Origin of the sequence: Acinetobacter sp. AOR12_HL (genome assembly GCF_027855275.1) — a bacterium.
Taxonomy (GTDB): Bacteria; Pseudomonadota; Gammaproteobacteria; order Pseudomonadales; family Moraxellaceae; genus Acinetobacter; species Acinetobacter baumannii.
Map to the genome: position 1 here is coordinate 43,732 of NZ_JAKTIJ010000020.1, position 16,698 is coordinate 60,429.

The 16,698-nt window shown below is 38.1% G+C and carries 20 protein-coding genes; 9 read left to right on the forward strand and 11 right to left on the reverse strand.

Annotated features, from left to right (window positions below; all coding sequences use genetic code 11):
• The 6 genes from MKL36_RS08740 to MKL36_RS08765 all read right to left on the reverse strand — a co-directional run bounded on the left by MKL36_RS08740 (window position 1) and on the right by MKL36_RS08765 (window position 4,930).
• Window positions 1–1,005, reverse strand: coding sequence for a quinone-dependent dihydroorotate dehydrogenase (locus tag MKL36_RS08740; RefSeq protein ID WP_000966986.1), 1,005 nt, complete (start codon window positions 1,003–1,005; stop codon window positions 1–3).
• Between the two features lie 89 nt (window positions 1,006–1,094).
• Window positions 1,095–1,574 carry a type II secretion system protein GspM gene (gspM, locus tag MKL36_RS08745; protein WP_000783000.1) on the reverse strand — a complete coding sequence of 160 codons (480 nt, stop codon included), beginning with the start codon at window positions 1,572–1,574 and terminating at the stop codon, window positions 1,095–1,097.
• Window positions 1,574–2,713 carry a type II secretion system protein GspL gene (gene gspL, locus MKL36_RS08750; RefSeq protein WP_086374165.1) on the reverse strand — a complete coding sequence of 380 codons (1,140 nt, stop codon included), beginning with the start codon at window positions 2,711–2,713 and terminating at the stop codon, window positions 1,574–1,576. Before gspL ends, gspM begins: the two co-directional genes overlap by 1 nt.
• A 22-nt stretch (window positions 2,714–2,735) precedes the next feature.
• Complete coding sequence (locus MKL36_RS08755; RefSeq protein ID WP_021511587.1) at window positions 2,736–3,191, reverse strand: SixA phosphatase family protein; 456 nt, start codon at window positions 3,189–3,191, stop codon at window positions 2,736–2,738.
• A gap of 56 nt (window positions 3,192–3,247) precedes the next feature.
• On the reverse strand, window positions 3,248–4,321 hold the full coding sequence (locus tag MKL36_RS08760; RefSeq protein ID WP_000807316.1) for an NAD(P)H-dependent glycerol-3-phosphate dehydrogenase: 1,074 nt from the start codon (window positions 4,319–4,321) through the stop codon (window positions 3,248–3,250).
• 33 nt (window positions 4,322–4,354) lie between these two features.
• Window positions 4,355–4,930, reverse strand: a complete 576-nt coding sequence (locus MKL36_RS08765) for a nitroreductase family protein (protein WP_021511586.1) — start codon at window positions 4,928–4,930, stop codon at window positions 4,355–4,357.
• Window positions 4,931–5,133: 203 nt separating this feature from the next.
• Between MKL36_RS08765 and MKL36_RS08770 the strand changes: the two genes are divergently transcribed.
• Entirely contained in the window at window positions 5,134–5,514 is a 381-nt protein-coding gene (locus MKL36_RS08770; protein ID WP_000720482.1) for a hypothetical protein, read from the forward strand.
• Window positions 5,515–5,551: 37 nt separating this feature from the next.
• On the opposite strand, the gene rhlB is transcribed toward MKL36_RS08770, so the two are convergent.
• A complete protein-coding gene (rhlB, locus tag MKL36_RS08775) occupies window positions 5,552–6,703 on the reverse strand; it encodes an ATP-dependent RNA helicase RhlB (RefSeq protein ID WP_000200418.1) in 1,152 nt (383 codons plus the stop codon).
• Between the two features lie 103 nt (window positions 6,704–6,806).
• On the reverse strand, window positions 6,807–7,019 hold the full coding sequence (locus MKL36_RS08780; RefSeq protein ID WP_000126912.1) for a cold-shock protein: 213 nt from the start codon (window positions 7,017–7,019) through the stop codon (window positions 6,807–6,809).
• Between the two features lie 374 nt (window positions 7,020–7,393).
• Here MKL36_RS08780 and MKL36_RS08790 point away from each other — a divergent pair, with 374 nt between their 5' ends.
• From MKL36_RS08790 to MKL36_RS08810, 5 genes are all read left to right on the forward strand, one after another.
• Window positions 7,394–7,639, forward strand: coding sequence for a sulfurtransferase TusA family protein (locus tag MKL36_RS08790; RefSeq protein ID WP_000108398.1), 246 nt, complete (start codon window positions 7,394–7,396; stop codon window positions 7,637–7,639).
• Window positions 7,640–7,772: 133 nt separating this feature from the next.
• A complete protein-coding gene (gene rpoH, locus MKL36_RS08795; protein WP_001285359.1) occupies window positions 7,773–8,639 on the forward strand; it encodes an RNA polymerase sigma factor RpoH in 867 nt (288 codons plus the stop codon).
• Between the two features lie 110 nt (window positions 8,640–8,749).
• The gene (locus MKL36_RS08800) at window positions 8,750–9,115 is read left to right on the forward strand and encodes a DUF423 domain-containing protein (RefSeq protein ID WP_021511585.1); all 366 of its coding nucleotides are present in this window, start codon (window positions 8,750–8,752) and stop codon (window positions 9,113–9,115) included.
• A gap of 13 nt (window positions 9,116–9,128) precedes the next feature.
• The gene (gene thiS / locus MKL36_RS08805; protein WP_001167820.1) at window positions 9,129–9,326 is read left to right on the forward strand and encodes a sulfur carrier protein ThiS; all 198 of its coding nucleotides are present in this window, start codon (window positions 9,129–9,131) and stop codon (window positions 9,324–9,326) included.
• A 13-nt stretch (window positions 9,327–9,339) separates the two neighbouring features.
• Window positions 9,340–10,125, forward strand: a complete 786-nt coding sequence (locus MKL36_RS08810; protein ID WP_001154366.1) for a thiazole synthase — start codon at window positions 9,340–9,342, stop codon at window positions 10,123–10,125.
• A gap of 136 nt (window positions 10,126–10,261) precedes the next feature.
• Here MKL36_RS08810 and MKL36_RS08815 read toward each other — a convergent pair whose 3' ends face one another.
• Window positions 10,262–10,885 (reverse strand): HD domain-containing protein, encoded by a 624-nt coding sequence (locus tag MKL36_RS08815; RefSeq protein ID WP_021511584.1) that lies wholly within the window; start codon window positions 10,883–10,885, stop codon window positions 10,262–10,264.
• Between the two features lie 19 nt (window positions 10,886–10,904).
• The gene (gene yaaA, locus MKL36_RS08820) at window positions 10,905–11,678 is read right to left on the reverse strand and encodes a peroxide stress protein YaaA (RefSeq protein WP_000880398.1); all 774 of its coding nucleotides are present in this window, start codon (window positions 11,676–11,678) and stop codon (window positions 10,905–10,907) included.
• Between the two features lie 126 nt (window positions 11,679–11,804).
• Here yaaA and MKL36_RS08825 point away from each other — a divergent pair, with 126 nt between their 5' ends.
• On the forward strand, window positions 11,805–12,437 hold the full coding sequence (locus MKL36_RS08825; RefSeq protein ID WP_021511583.1) for an alpha/beta hydrolase: 633 nt from the start codon (window positions 11,805–11,807) through the stop codon (window positions 12,435–12,437).
• 57 nt (window positions 12,438–12,494) lie between these two features.
• Here the strand turns inward: MKL36_RS08825 and rtcR are convergent, their stop codons facing one another.
• Window positions 12,495–14,096: an RNA repair transcriptional activator RtcR gene (gene rtcR, locus MKL36_RS08830; protein WP_000650525.1), complete on the reverse strand. Its 1,602-nt coding sequence runs from the start codon at window positions 14,094–14,096 to the stop codon at window positions 12,495–12,497.
• A 67-nt stretch (window positions 14,097–14,163) separates the two neighbouring features.
• On the opposite strand from rtcR, the gene MKL36_RS08835 reads away from it, so the two are divergent.
• Window positions 14,164–15,138: a ribonuclease Z gene (locus MKL36_RS08835; RefSeq protein ID WP_021511582.1), complete on the forward strand. Its 975-nt coding sequence runs from the start codon at window positions 14,164–14,166 to the stop codon at window positions 15,136–15,138.
• A gap of 255 nt (window positions 15,139–15,393) precedes the next feature.
• Window positions 15,394–16,662: an RtcB family protein gene (locus MKL36_RS08840; protein WP_005109754.1), complete on the forward strand. Its 1,269-nt coding sequence runs from the start codon at window positions 15,394–15,396 to the stop codon at window positions 16,660–16,662.
• The last annotated feature ends 36 nt before the right edge of the window (window positions 16,663–16,698 follow it).

Consider the following 16,698-nt stretch of genomic DNA (forward strand, 5'->3'; position numbering starts at 1 on the left):
TTAAGTCATGGCTTCAACACATTGCTTCACAAGCGTTGGTCCCGTATAAATCAGACCACTATAAATTTGTACAAGCGTTGCTCCAGCCTGTTGTTTCGCTGCAGCTTGTTCACCCGACAAAATACCGCCCACACCAATTAAAGGAATTTGTCCTTTTAATGTTTGAGCAAATAAACGTAAACATTCCGTACTTTTTTCAAATACAGGTGCACCCGACAAACCACCTGACTCATTACCGTAAGGAAGGTTCTCTACCCCTTCTCTCGATAAGGTCGTGTTCGTCACAATAAGACCATCAATTTTAAAATCTAATAATTGTGCCGAAATAAATTCAACATCTTCAGCTGTTAAGTCTGGAGCGACTTTAAGAACTAAAGGTACATAGTGATTATATTGCTCTGCCAACTCAAGTTGACGTGCTTTTAAGGTTTGCAATAATTCAGTTAATGCATCACCACTTTGCAAACTACGCAAATTTTTAGTATTTGGAGACGAAATATTAACCGTAATGTATGAAGCGTAGTTATAAACTTTCTCAAGACAAATCAAATAATCATCAACGGCTTTTTCGACAGGTGTATCAGCATTTTTACCAATATTAATCCCTAAAATGCCTCTAAATTTTGATGCTTTAACATTCTCGATTAGCTTATCAACGCCATCATTGTTAAAACCCATACGGTTAATAATAGCTTTAGCTTCAGGAATACGAAATAAACGTGGTTTTGGGTTACCAGATTGCGGGCGAGGTGTAATTGTACCAATTTCAATGAAACCGAAACCCAACCCAGCTAATGCATCAATATGAGCACCATTTTTATCTAAACCGGCTGCCAACCCTACCGGATTAGGAAATTCGATTCCCATACATGTAGTTGGCTTCGCTTCTACGGTCTGGCGCATCATGCCTAGCTTATGCGCTTTATCAAGCATGGATAATGTTAATTCATGGGCACGCTCTGGTGCTAAACTAAACAACATCGGGCGAGCAAGTGAATATAACATACCAATCACAGTCTACTGATTTTAGGTACGCATATTATAGGCACAGGCAGCACAAAACACCATGCTTGACACAAGCATATTTTGATATGTTATTGAACTGTCGCTGTTAATTTAATCTGACCTTCACTAGAAACCATTTCCATCTTTTGAATACTTAAGCCCATCTGTGCAAGTTGTGTTAAAAAGTTAGCTAAAATTGCATAATTCTGATGTGTTACAACAATTTGTAACTGTTCTCCATTTTGCTGGGAAGACACAGTTAAACCTTGTTGCTGAGCTACTCGTTGTATTTTTCCAGACTTATCTAGTTCAAGCTCATTGGCAGGCTTCATCGTGACTGCATTACTTTGCATCCATACCATCAAATCTTTTAAATCATTTAAACGTTTTTGCTGTTGTTCTGCTAAGGAATGCATTTTCCAAAGTGAATATCCAACAATGACGACTACAACAAAAATAGTAGTAAAGACCACCATAATACGTTCACGGACAGTTAAGCGATCTAAATATTGAACAATTTGTTCAACCCACTGATCGAAGCGGTTTTGCAACTGAGCTAACATTTTCATTATTGTATTTTCACCACCCCAATCGCACCACTACCATCAGCTTGAACATTACCTAACTCAGCTTTAAAACCTTGTTGATTAAGTTGTTGGGTTAAAGCTTGCAAATCATCTGCTGATTTTGCTTTTAATGCCATTGTTAAGATTGAAGCATCATAATTGAGTTGCTGAGCTAAAATCTGTCTTTGCATTAAAATAGGCCCAACCCGGCTTAACAGAGAAAGTGCCTGGGTATCACCTTGCTGGCTCATTCTTAAATGACTTTCGAATTGTCCTTTAATATTTTGTTCAATCACACGACTAGATGGACCAAACCAATATTTATATTGCTCAATTGCCTGTTCAGCAGTCTGATCTGCCACCTTTTTCAATTTTACCCAACGCAATAAGTCATAGCTAAACTGCACGACAATAATTGCTAGAACAACGGCGGCACAAGCTTTCCAATAATTAGAAAAAGTACGTTCTTGCCCTTTTGATTTTGGCAAAACATTAAAAGGATGCTGCTTAGTTTTATCTAAAGGCTGAAATTGATAAACAAACTCAGAACGTTGCTCTGCGCTTGAGGCAGCTTCTAAACTCTCTAGTTGCTCTGCTGTTAAACCGCTATATTGATAATGTGTTTCGGCTGACTGGAACTCTAAAAAAAGCCCCAAGTCATCAATAGAATTACCTAACCACTTATTCTCACGCACCAAAAGCTGATGACCAATATTACACAAAATAACTTGCTGAGCTTGTGGTTCAGGTAAAACTAGAAAATCTGGCAACAAAGCCACAAGTTTGGTTGGTAACAAAGCTAAAGAATGTTGCCATGTCTCTACCGTCCCCTGAGCAACACCTAAAACAGTTAACTGATCGGCATGAAAATGGTGAACCACTTTCATGTGATCAATCGGTAAAGTCACAAACTCTTCAAGTAGATATTTAACCCCATCAGCGCCAAGCTGTTTGTAATGGGACTTTGCCATCGTTTGCTGAAGCATTTGAGCATAACGACTCGGAAAAAAGACCGTAGCTTCTTTTCCTTGATGTATTTGCAAGTCTTGTATTAATTGATCGAGACTTGCAGCCTGCAACCAGTTTTCTCCGTTAGACCAATGCCAAACTCCATTGGTTTCAGGCATCCATATATACAGCATGTGGGCTAAATAACCTTTTTAATTATATTGTGGGTATAAAACTATTTTTTTGTGTTGATAAACCATTTGCAATAACAGCTTGATCATAAATTCTAGCTTCAGCAAGTGCAAATGGATTGAAATTTTCATGAGTAAGTAACTCTGCAATATGCCCTACCACATTCATATGGCAAACAACCACAATCGACTCATAAGGAATTTGAGATAGCCATTCAATCGCTTCTTTTGCATCATCGTCAGGCTTAATTTTGTCGCATAACAACACTGGCACATCTTTAAAATAGGTCTGGATATGCGCCAACGTTTCCTGAGCACGCAGCAAAGGACTAGCAACAAAAATATCTGGTTTTACAATATCCTTTAAAAAGGTTGCCGTTTGCTCGGCCTGTGCATGTCCACGCGCAGTAAGGGGACGTTTAATATCATTACCATTTACTGGCGGAGCAGCTTCCCCATGACGAACTAATGTCAGTTGCATAAAATTTCCTTGTAAACAATTCCTGCATTATAACCACAATTTATGACATTTATTCGTCAGACTTCATGATGAGGTAAAACAAACTCAACATCACTACGGTGTCCATTTTTCATAAGAGAAAGTGCAATATTTAATGGTGGAGCGCCTTCAAAAATGACCTCATATAAAGCATTGGTAATTGGCATATATACGTCTAGTTCTTGTGCCTTGCCACGCACCTGAACAATCGTGTTAATACCTTCTGCAGTTTGACCTAATTCTTTACTCGCTTGTTCAAGCGTTTTACCAGAACCTAGCGCATAACCAATTTGATAATTACGGCTTAATGGACTATTACAAGTCGCAAATAAATCACCTACTCCAGATAAACCTAAGAACGTAAGTGGGTTTGCACCTTGTTTTACCGCGAAACGGCTCATTTCAGCCAAAGCACGCGTTAAAATCATACTCTTGGTATTTTCACCAATTTTATATGCTGCCCCAATTCCCATAGCAACGGCATAAATATTCTTAAGGGCACCGCCTAACTCAACTCCATGCACATCATCGCTACCAAAAACACGGAATAACGCACTATGAAGAGCATGCTGTACGGCATAACGGACGAGTTCAGAGTCACTTGCAATTACAGTACCAGAAGGCATACCTGCCATAATTTCTTTAGCAAGATTTGGTCCTGACAACACACCATACGGCACTTCTGGTAATTCTTCACGAATAATATCGCTCATGAAGCTAAATGTTTTAGCTTCAACACCTTTGGTTAAAGACACCACAGCTTGCGCGGTAATGTAAGGTGCTATTTGTTTTAAAACGTCACGGAATGAGTGGCTTGGAATTGCAACTAAAATAATATCTCGGTCACATACTGCTTGCTCAAGATCAGAAACTGCACGTAATGAAGATTCTAAAGTGAAGTCTGGTAAATAACGTTTATTAATATGGGTTTTATTAATTTCTTCTGCTGTTTCGGCATCACGAATCCAGATCATGGTATCGCAGCCATTACGAGCAGCTAAATTTGCCATAGCTGTACCAAAGCTACCGCCCCCTAAAACGGTAATACGTAATGCCGTTTTTTTATCGACCGCAACAGGTTCCACCAAATCTGTAAACTTAAATTCAGCCATGCTTTATTATCCTATTTCTTACTTTTACAGACGTTAAGCCTGCCAAACTTTTACGAATTCTTTACTATCAATATCTGCACGTGAAGCAATTGCTTTAGCTGCTGTGCCGACATAAATAATACCTGAAATCAAATCATGCGGTTGCAGACCTAAATGCTGTTTTAACCAGTTTGATTCGACAACGGCACCACTACGCCACATGGTCGAGAACCCTTGAGCTTGTAAAGATAACAAAAGATTTTGTACTGCTGCGCCTGTACTCAAAATTTGTTCGAAGTGTGGAACTTTCGGATGATCTTGTAATTGCGTAAGAGCTAAAATAAGTAGCGGAGCTCGAAAAGGATGTTGCTTCACTCGTTCAAGCTGTGCAGGATCAGACTCACCCAAATCGACCAATGCTTTTGCCAGAACTTCACCAAAAGCAGCACGTTGGTCACCTGACACAATTACAAAACGCGTTGGCTTAAGTCTATGATGATCTGGAGCTGTTAAAGCTGCCTGAAAAGCCAACTCTAACTGGTCTGTATTTGGGGCTGGCTCAACTAATTGGCCAATAGACTGACGCTGATGAATATTTTGGTGAATTATTTGTATTGCTGAATCCGTCATTAATATTAATCTAACTCAAAAATTCGAAATAGATTAGCATAATCTACCGTTAATCCACCATTGAATCTAGCTTATAAACTTAGTGAATTCATAGTTTGACATTTTTTAATACAAAACATCAAAACTCATACAACGTCTTCAAAATCAATTAGAAAACTTATGTTCAAATAACCCTATCTTTTGGTGATTAACTTAGGTGCATTATGAAAAAAATAATTTTAGCGAGCGCAATGAGCGGTGTTGTTTTATTACTAGGTGCTTGTGCAACCACGCCTAAAAACACTTTAGCAATTCAAAAAGAAAATAATCAGTTTGAAGTGACTGGAATTGGCAAAACCAATTTAATTGCAAAGAATAATGCGGTTACTGCGGCACAAAAAACATGCTCTAAGAGCACAACGCCAGTTATTGTTGATGAAAAAACGTCTTACCATGGGGTTTTAAAAGATGTGGTAAGTGAAAAGACTGGTCAAATGGTAGAAGCTGCTGCGGGTGTCATCGGTACTTTAACGGGTAAAAATGCATCTTTAGCAAAAGATGATGACTATCAAACAACGCTTACCTTCTATTGTAAAATAAATTAATCAAAAAAAATCCCAATCAAATGATTGGGATTTTTTATTAGCAATAACCATCTAGTCGGGTTAGAGGCAATTTCTTACCAATTGCTTTTTCAATTTCGGGTAAATAGAAAGCATCATCTTCAGATAAGAAACTAATACTTACCCCTTGTGCCCCTGCACGACCTGTACGACCAATACGATGGACATAATCATCAGACTGCTCAGGCAATGTAAAATTCACTACATGTGATACGCCGTCTACATGAATACCACGACCAGCAACATCGGTTGCGATCATGATGTTATGCTTGCCTTGCTTAAACTGCTCCAACATTTTTAAACGTTTATCTTGAGCAATTTCACCAGATAGCATCCCCACTTTGTATCCATCTTTTTTCAAATGGTCGTAAAGACGACGTACCTGATCACGGCGATTGGCAAAGATCATAACTTTATCAATTGGCTCTTCACGTAAAATATCTTGTAAAAGACGATATTTATCCTGTTTAGCCACAACGTAAACACGTTGTTCGACATCATTATTGGTCTTTTGTTCAGGTTCAATTTCAACAGTTACTGGTTCAAATAACCACTGTCTTGCCAAGTTCAAGACATCATAACTAAATGTTGCAGAGAACATTAAGGTTTGTCGTTGTTCCTTACGTGGTGAATAACGCACAATACGTTTTACCGAAGGAATAAAGCCCATATCCAATAAACGGTCAGCTTCATCAATCACTAAAAATTCAATTTGATCGAGCCAAACTTCTTTTTGTTCTACAAAATCAATTAAACGCCCTGGTGTGGCAACCATGATATCGACAAAATTAGCATCAAGTTGCTTCTTCTGCTTATCGAAATCAACACCACCTAATAGGGTCACTAGGTGTAAATTAGAAAATTTTGTGAGAGATTTTGCATCACTTTCAATCTGCAATGCCAACTCACGAGTAGGTGCTAAGATTAAAGCACGAGGCTCACCACGGAAGCGTTGCTCCTGAACCGGATTATTGAGCAAATCATTAATTACACTAATCAGAAAGGCAGCAGTCTTACCTGTACCTGTCTGTGCTCGCCCAATTGCATCATGCCCGGCTAATGTATATTTTAAAACCTTTTGCTGAATTGGGGTCATTTGAGTAAACCCTAAAGCATCAATCGCCTTTTTAAGTTGCGGATGTAAATTCAAGGTTTCAAAACCAGATGTCATAAATACGCGCTCTAACAAACAATCTCTCGAATGAGAAGATCATTATAAACAAAAACGCCCCAATTCAAAAATTGGAGCGTCCATGATTCATCAAAAAGATGAATTAGTCTAAAGGCTGAACATTTTCAGCTTGAAAACCTTTTTGACCTTGTACAACGCTAAATTCTACACGTTGACCGTCACGTAGAGAACGGTGACCGTCACCTACGATTGCACGGAAGTGAACGAATACATCGTCGCCGCCGTTACGTTGAATAAAACCAAAGCCTTTAGTGTCATTAAACCACTTTACTACGCCTTGTTCACGAGCTGTCATAAGTCAATCCTCAGATGATGAAAAAAGGACCTTCCGGTGTTGCAAACAGCAGAGCAAACAAGGTTTTAAAATTTTTATAATCTTAAAGCTTGTAATCATTCTGTAAAACTATCAACAATTTCCGGTTACATCCATTTGTTATAGGGTTATTAAAACAATTTAACTGTGTGGTAATTCCTAAAACGGTTCGAGCTTAACACGGGTTTATGACAATTAATAGAATTTTTTTCATTTATTTCCCCTATTTTTAGCTGTTTTTTTAAACAGCTTATTACAATAATTTTTATCAGTATTGATTAGTTGTTCTTTATATAAAGTTATGTAGTGTTTACAAAAATTTGTTAAAATAATTTTTTTAGTTGTTTTGATGATGAATGAGCACTACTTCTTCCGCTACGACGCCTATTGAAATTAATGCCCTTGGCCAACCTTGTCCAATGCCATTATTAATGTTGAAACGTGAACTTAAAAAATTATCGGGAAAACAACTATTCTTATTAAAATCATCTGACCCGCATAGTGAAATTGATGTAACACGTTATTGCCAATTACATCATTTTACGTGTCAAACCATGCAGATTTCAGAAAGAGAATTTCACTATTTAATTGAAACTCAATAATTCTTTGCTAAACTAAAAGATTAGAAACTGCATAAAATTTTACATTTCTATACCCAATTTTGCTTAATTATGAAGCCGATTCAAATTAAGATGAACTTATTGGTTAATCCATCCTATCCTATAAGGAGAACTCATGAGTGACAGCAGCAATCAATTGATGCCCCTGTCATTGTCTGCGCCCGGTGTAAACCTTGGTGCATATATCAGTACTGTCAATCAGATTCCTATTTTAACGGCTGAGCAAGAAAAAGAGCTTGCTGAGCGTTATTATTATGACCAAGATCTTGATGCCGCAAAAATGCTGGTAATGTCGCATTTACGCTTCGTCGTTCACATTGCGCGCAGCTATGCAGGTTATGGCCTACCTCAAGGTGACCTTATTCAAGAAGGTAACTTAGGCTTAATGAAAGCCGTAAAACGTTTTGACCCAAATATGGGCGTACGTCTTGTATCTTTTGCCGTCCACTGGATTAAGGCAGAAATCCACGAATATGTTATTCGTAACTGGCGTATTGTAAAAATTGCAACAACCAAAGCTCAGCGTAAACTTTTCTTCAATTTACGCAGCTTAAAAAAATCGAGTAAAAAGCTCACATTAGAAGAAGCGCAGTCTATTGCAAACGACTTAAATGTTACTCCAGAACAAGTTTTGGAAATGGAAGGTCGTTTAACAGCATATGATGCTGCTTTTGAAGCTCAAGGCGATGACGATGATGACACTCCGCACACTGCGCCTGTGTTATATCTTGAAGATAATCGTTATGACCCTGCTCGTTTAGTAGAAAATGAGGATTGGGAAGAACAAAGTACATCTGCTTTGCATGACGCAATGAACCAGCTAGATGACCGTTCACGTAATATTTTGCAGCGCCGTTGGTTAGATGACGATAAATCTACCCTCCATGAGCTTGCTGCTGAATATAATGTTTCTGCCGAACGTATTCGTCAGCTTGAAAAGAATGCGATGGAAAAAATTAAAGTCGCAATGTCTGCAAGCTAAAGAAAATGAAAAAATAAAAGGGCGATAAGCCCTTTTGTTTTATCTGGCTATGTTTAGCCAACCTATTCTATGGTAACGTTGCCTTTCATTATTCAGTTGCGTTTTTTGTTATGTGGATTGCCATTTCAGCCCTTAATCTTGCTTTCGCAGTCATGTTGGGTGCTTTTGGAGCACATGGTCTTAAAGCTCACGCGAGCCCTGAACAACTTGCTTGGTGGCAGACTGCAACCGACTACTTTTTTTATCATGCGCTTGGATTGTTAGCGCTTGGTATTTTAAGCAAGATTCTTCCTCATTTCCCAATCAAGTTATCTTTCTTGCTTATTCAGATTGGCATTCTGTTCTTTTGTGGTTCGCTTTATATCATGGCATTGGGTTTACCGCGGATATTAGGCGCAATTACGCCAATAGGTGGAGCTTTGATGATTGCTGGATGGCTAATCTTGGCTTGGAATGCTTTCAAATACGCAAAATAATCGGAATGTGATCATGCAAATTTATTTAAATGGCGAATTAACGGACACGCCTAGCCAAAACCTGTTGCAACTCATTCAGGAACTGGCACTTGAAGGAAAACGTTTTGCTGTTGAACACAATCAGCAAATCGTGCCTAAAAGCAAATTAGAGCAAATTACGATTGCTCAACATGACCGTATCGAAATTATTCACGCTGTTGGCGGCGGCTAAGTCGGAGTTATCCATGCAAGACACCCCTCTCATTATTGGTTCACGTTCTTTTCAATCTCGTTTATTGGTAGGAACAGGGAAATATAAAGACTTAAATGAAACGGATTTAGCCATTCAAGCTAGTGGTGCAGAAATCGTAACTGTCGCAATCCGCCGTGTGAATATTGGACAAAATCCAGATCAACCGAATTTACTTTCTGTCATTCCACCAGAAAAATATACAATCTTGCCAAATACCGCAGGTTGTTTTGACGCTGACAGCGCAGTACGCACGTGTATGCTAGCGCGCGAGCTACTTGATGGTCATAACCTAGTAAAACTTGAAGTGTTGGGTGATGAAAAAACTTTATATCCAAATGTAACCGAGACTTTAAAAGCCGCTCGCACTTTGATTGATGACGGTTTTGAGATTATGGTCTATACCTCTGACGACCCAATCATTGCTCAAGAACTTGAAAGTATGGGCTGTGTTGCAATTATGCCTTTAGGTAGTTTGATTGGTTCAGGCCTAGGTATTTTAAACCCGCATACCATTTCAATTATTAAAGAAAATGCCAAAGTACCGGTTTTAGTAGATGCAGGTGTTGGTACAGCAAGTGACGCTGCGATTGCGATGGAGCTTGGTTGTGATGGCGTATTGATGAACACAGCGATTGCAGCGGCTCAAAATCCTATTTTGATGGCTTCTGCAATGAAGAAAGCTGTTGAAGCAGGACGTGAAGCATTTTTAGCTGGGCGTATGCCACGCAAACGTATGGCAAATGCAAGTTCACCAGAAACAGGTTATTTCTTTAAATAATTTATTTCTAAGGAATCACTGTTTTTTTCAGTGGTTCCTCTCTCCTCTCATGTAACCATTTTCGCTTTTCAAAAAAGATTAAAAATCTATATCACTTTATTCAATCAACAGATCTAAATTTTATATTCAGCTTAGGCTATTCCAATATTTTCTTTAAATTTTGCTTGGCGTTTAACTCAAAATTCTTTTGGAAATATGCAGTTTGATAAAGCGGCTCAGACTGATAAAAATGCTTTAAAACTTGTTTTCTCTTAATTGAATATACTTCTGGATCAACCCAAGCATATTCTTGCTGAATTTGCTGTTCATACTGGATAAAACGTTCAGGTGTTGCTGCCAAAATAGCTAAATCGATATCTAACAAAAATTGCAAATCTGTTTCACCGGTTGGTGCATGCTTTTGAGTCGCAAGAATCCAACGCTTTATTTTCTGTATTGTATCGAGCTGTAAATCTTGAGCCATTAATTGCTCAAATAACTCGGCACTTTTAAGTTCATTATCTAGCGCTTGAGGTTCGTAGACTACATCATGGAACCAGAGAGCCAATGCAACAGCATATGGATCATTTAATTCGGACTGAATCGTCTCAATTAAACTCAAACATTCATATAAATGTTGTACGGTGTGGTAGGCACGCTGCTTTTCACTATAAGCAGCAATAAGTTCATTTAAAATTTTCTGCGGTTCAGAAAAATGATAATGCTGATGCAGCTCAAACCAAAAAAGTTCCAGTTTTAATAAGTAAAGCTGTATCAGCATCTATTAACCACGCTTAGGATTATTGTTCATCACGCTTAAACACCAACTCTTTTGCCGATGAGTTATCAGCATCAAAGTAGTAACCCTCGGTATTAAACGCTTTGATGTCTTCAGCTTTATTTAATTGGTTTTCAATAATAAAACGAGCCATTAAACCACGTGCTTTTTTCGCATAGAAACTAATGACTTTATATTTGCCATTTTTCTGGTCAAGGAAAATAGGCTTCACAATTTCAGCCTTAATTTTCTTTTCATTGACAGATTTGTAATATTCATCTGAAGCCAGATTTACCAGCAATTCTGATTTAATTGCCGCTAAATCTTCATTAATCTGGTTAGTGATGATGTCATCCCAAAATTCATACAAATTATGACCGCGCGTATTTTTTAATTTAGTGCCCATCTCTAAACGATAAGGCATCATTAAATCTAAAGGACGCAATAAACCATATAAACCAGAGAGCATACGCAAATGCTGCTGAGCAAAATCAATATCTTTATCTTTTAAGTGATAAGCATCTAAACCAGTATAAACATCTCCTTTAAATGCATAAATTGCCTGACGAGCATTTGAAAAATCAAATTCTGGCTTCCAGTCCCTAAAACGATCAGCATTAAGTGTGGCAATTTTTTCACTGACACTCATTAGACTCGCAATTTCCGACGCAGAAAGTTTGCGGCAAACATCAATTAATTGTGCGGAGTGTTCTAACAAGCGCGGCTGAGTAAACTCATCTGTAGGTAACGCTGTTTCATAATCTAAAGTTTTTGCAGGAGAAATTAAAGCAAGCATAGACAACCTGAAAAAATTATTATTAATGCCAACTATAACAGTAGATATTTTTTAATGCTAACTCGTGTTTTCAATGACGACTATCGGTAAAATAGCACTTATGTATTGTTATTTAGCGGTTCTTCTATGTCTGAGCAAATTTTCATCCAGGGTCCAGTAGGTAAAATTGAACTTTTCGTTGACCGCCCTGAAGGTGAAATCAAAGGCTTTGCAGTTGTTTGTCACCCCCACCCATTACAAGGTGGAACCCCTCAACATAAAGTCCCTGCTCTTTTAACCCAAATCTTTAATGAATATGGCTGTATTGTTTACCGTCCTAGTTTCCGTGGTTTAGGCGGCAGTGAAGGTATTCATGATGAAGGACATGGAGAAACTGAAGATATTTTAGCTGTGATTGAGCATGTTCGTGAGCTTCATGCAGGTTTGCCATTTTATGCAGGTGGCTTTAGCTTTGGCTCACATGTTTTGGCAAAATGTCATGCGCAGCTTAGCCCTGAATTACAGCCAGTACAGTTAATTTTATGTGGTTTACCAACAGCTACGGTTGTGGGATTACGTCACTATAAAACACCTGAAATTCAAGGTGATATTCTACTCATTCATGGTGAGCAAGATGACATTACCTTACTTTCAGATGCAATTGAGTGGGCAAAACCACAAAAGCATCCAATTACGATTTTGCCGGGCGCCAACCACTTCTTTACAGGTTATTTAAAACAGCTTCGCCAAATCATTACACGTTTTATTATTATGAAATAAACGGTAACATGATGGGCATAGATTGAGTCTATGCCCATCAAGTTATATAACGTGTCATTATTGAAAATTATTCCAACTTAATCCAAAACGCGCTAAATATTTTTTCACTCGGTCGCTATCATTTGTTGTATTACGTTGTTGGCGTGATACTGAAAAGAGTTGTCTTCCTGCCTCTGCCATTGATTTTGAATTTTCACAGACTTTGAGTACACCTCGTAATTGAATCTGATCAAATTCATCTATTTGTTCCAGCTGCTCAGGACTTAAATAGCTCAACAGAATATCTGCATCTTTATCATTGTAAGATTCATCCTGAATAAGCCAAAGCTGCTTTAGACGTTGAATTTCTTTTTCTACAGCATCACGACGAATTAACTCACCTTGAGATAAAGTTGCCAACCGAGTTACGCTCGCTGCTAAATCTCTAAAATTCCCTTGCCACGATGCATCTGCTGATTTAGCAAATTTTAAATATATTTCTAAGGCATCACGTTGAAAACGTAATTGTCTTTGATGAATTGCAGCAAAACGCTGTAGCTCAAAATCAATATTGGGTGCAATATCTTCTACACGGTCTTTTAAATTTGGCAAGAAGAATGTCCATGTATTCAAACGGGCCCATAAATCTTCACGGAATCGACCAGCTTGAACTTCATTACGTAAATCACGGTTAGTACCTGCAATTAGCTGAAAGTCGGCCTGGATTTCTTTATCACTTCCAACAGGAAAAAAGCTTTTGTCTTCTAAAGCTTTTAGCAGCATGGCTTGTTCATCAAGTCCTAATTCACCAATTTCATCTAAAAATAAAATACCTTGGTCAGCACTTTTTAATAAACCAGCACGAGAGGCAGCGGCTCCCGTAAATGCACCTTTTATATGACCAAATAAGGTCGACATGGCACTATCACCACGTAAGGTTGCACAGTTAACATCAATAAAACGGCCACTTAATTGAAATTTATCTTTCTTTAACTGAAAAATTTGTTTTGCCAAATGAGACTTACCAACACCTGTCGCACCCATAATTAAAATAGGCGCGCTAGATCGGGTTGCGACTAACTCAACCTCCTCAATAAGCTGATTAAACGCTTTATTATGAGTAGAGATATTTGCTTTAAGTTGCTGCCAATTTTGTTTTTGTTCATCATCGAAGCGCTGTTTTAAAACATCGTATCGAGACAAATCCAAATCAATAATTCTATATTCACCTTCTGATGTCTTGTGTTGGTTAGGTGAACTTTGAATGAGTTGAGCTGGTAAATAATGTGCATCTACCAATAAGTACCAACAGATTTGAGCAACATGCGTTCCTGTCGTGATATGCAGTAAATAGTTATTTTTTTCAACATCGAACGGATAGGTTTTTACAAAGTCATAGAGTGCACCATAAACTTCAGCAAAATCCCAAGGATCTTTTATACTGACCTTATGTCCAGAAACCTGTGTTTGTGGAGAAATCTCTTTAGCATCTGCTGCTATAGATTTAACTAAATTATGATGTTGTCGATCATGTAAAAGCACCAATTCATCTACAAGCAAATCTTCATGCATTAACAGGCTAATCGTAGGACGCCAACGTTGCCATCGATCTGGCTTTCTCCCCTGATCAAGTGTAGAACCGACAAAGCCAATAACGACTGTTTTCTTAGCATCCTTCATAATTTCTATAAAATTTTATAAGTGTCTATAATATACAATACGCATTTGACCAAACAATTCCAAGAATATGCTTCATTTTACTTTTTTAGGCACGTCTTCAGGTGTACCGACCCTGACACGTAATGTTTCAGGATTAGCAGTTCGTAACAGCAAAAATAAGGACTGGATTTTAATTGATGCTGGCGAAGGGACACAGCATCGCATTCAACAAGCCAAACTTTCACTACAAAACCTAGTTGCCATTTGTATTACACATGTTCACGGCGACCATTGTTATGGTCTAGTTGGTTTATTGGCAAGTGCAGGCATGAATGCCCGTAGCAAACCCTTAATCGTGATTGCACCGAAAGAAATTCAGCAATGGTTTGAAATCACTGCCCAGCTTACAGATTTATATTTGCCCTATTCCCTTCAATTTATTGATATAAATGAAGCAACGCAGCCACAACAGGTCACTGACGAATTCATTGTTCAGGCACACCCTCTAAGCCATCGTGTTCCAAGTTTTGCTTTTAGCATTTACATCAAATCGATTCAGAAGAAGTTAGATACCAAAGCTCTAACTCAGCTTGGCGTACCTCAAGGAGATATGTGGGGCAATTTGAAACGAGGCTACAATATTGAATTTGAGGGACAAACTTTAAAAGCTCAAGACTTTATCAAAATTCAAAATCACCAAGTTCATGCAATTATAGGTGGTGATAATGACCAACCAGAACTATTAGTTGATGCTTGCAAAGATGCTCAACTCCTTATTCACGAATCGACTTACTTGCAAACGGTCTTAGATAAAGTCGGCAAAGGTCCAATGCATAGCTCAGCAAAAATGGTGGCTGAATTTGCTGAGCAGCAATCTCTAGACAATTTAATTCTGACGCATTTTAGCCCCCGACATCAGGATAAAGCTGGGCAGCAAGCTATTACTGAAGAAGTTCGTCAGTTTTATAAAGGTCATTTTTATTTAGCAAATGATTTTGATGAATTTACTTTAAGTGAAGCTGGACAGCTTTTAAAAGTCGATAAAAACGAGAAGACCCATTAAATAAATATATCCAAAAAGATATTTAAATATATTTTTAGATATCTTTTAAATATTAAAATTTCCAACAGAAATTAGTTACACAGAAAGAATAATTATTTTTATATATTATTTTCAATAACTTATATTTTTAATTAAGTGTATTTTTAAAAGTTGGCACACTCAGTGCAATAGTACAACGCACACAACATCATTCGGATATTGTGAATAACACCTGCCTGCAAACGCTTGGCAGGCAGGCTTTGAAAGGAAAAGAAAATGTCTGTCATTGAAGAAATTAACCAACAAGCTCAGTTTGAACAAAAGCAGCAACAACGTTCTTATGAAGTTCTGCAAAATGAAAAAAGTATGCCAGTCAAAATGTGGACTAAAGGCGTGCTTGTTGATGACAACTCAAAACAACAATTATTACAAACAGCTCAAATGCCTTTTATTTATAAATGGATGGCTGTTATGCCAGATGTACACTTCGGTTTAGGAGCAACTATTGGTAGCGTAATTCCAACTAAAGGGGCAATTATTCCTGCTGCTGTGGGTGTAGATATTGGTTGTGGAATGATGGCAACCCGTACAAGCTTAACTGCTTCAGATTTACCAGATAACTTACATGCTCTACGTAGTGAACTTGAACGATTAATTCCCCATGGAATGACTAAGCGCGGACGTGATCGTGGTTCATGGGAAACTCCACCAGAAATGGTAGATCAAGCTTGGGCTGATCTGGTTGCAGATTTTGAATATATTTGCGCAAAACACCCACGTTTAAAAAACACCAACAACCGCAAACATTTGGGAACTTTAGGTACTGGAAACCACTTTGTAGAAATCTGTTTAGATGAGCATGATCATGTCTGGATTATGTTGCACTCAGGTTCTCGTGGTGTAGGAAATGCTATCGGTAATCATTTTATTGAACTTGCACGTAAAGACATGCAGAAACATTTCATTAATTTGCCAAATAAAGATTTAGCATACCTAGTGGAAGGAACTGAACATTTTGATGATTACTGGTTTGCGGTAGGTTGGGCTCAACGCTTTGCGATGAAGAACCGAGAAATCATGATGCAATCTGCAATTAAAGCCTTGGCTACGATTGTACCAAAGCCTTTTCAAGCACGTTTGGAAGCAGTGAACTGTCACCATAACTATGTGGAAAAGGAAGAACACTACGGTGAAGAAGTGATGGTCACCCGTAAAGGTGCGGTCCGTGCGCGCTTAGGTGAATATGGAATTATTCCAGGTTCAATGGGTGCGAAATCATTTATTGTTCGGGGGCTTGGAAATCAGGAGGCTTTCTGCTCATGTTCGCATGGTGCAGGCCGTGTTATGAGCCGTACTGAAGCCAAACGACGCTTTACTGTTGAAGATCAGATTGCACAAACTGAAGGTGTGGAATGCCGTAAAGATGCTGCTGTTATTGATGAAATTCCATCGGCATATAAACCAATTGAAGATGTAATGAAAGCTCAAAGCGATTTGGTTGAAGTGGTATATACATTAAGACAAGTGGTATGTGTTAAAGGTTGAACATATTATGATCTAAAATATTAATTTTAGATCATA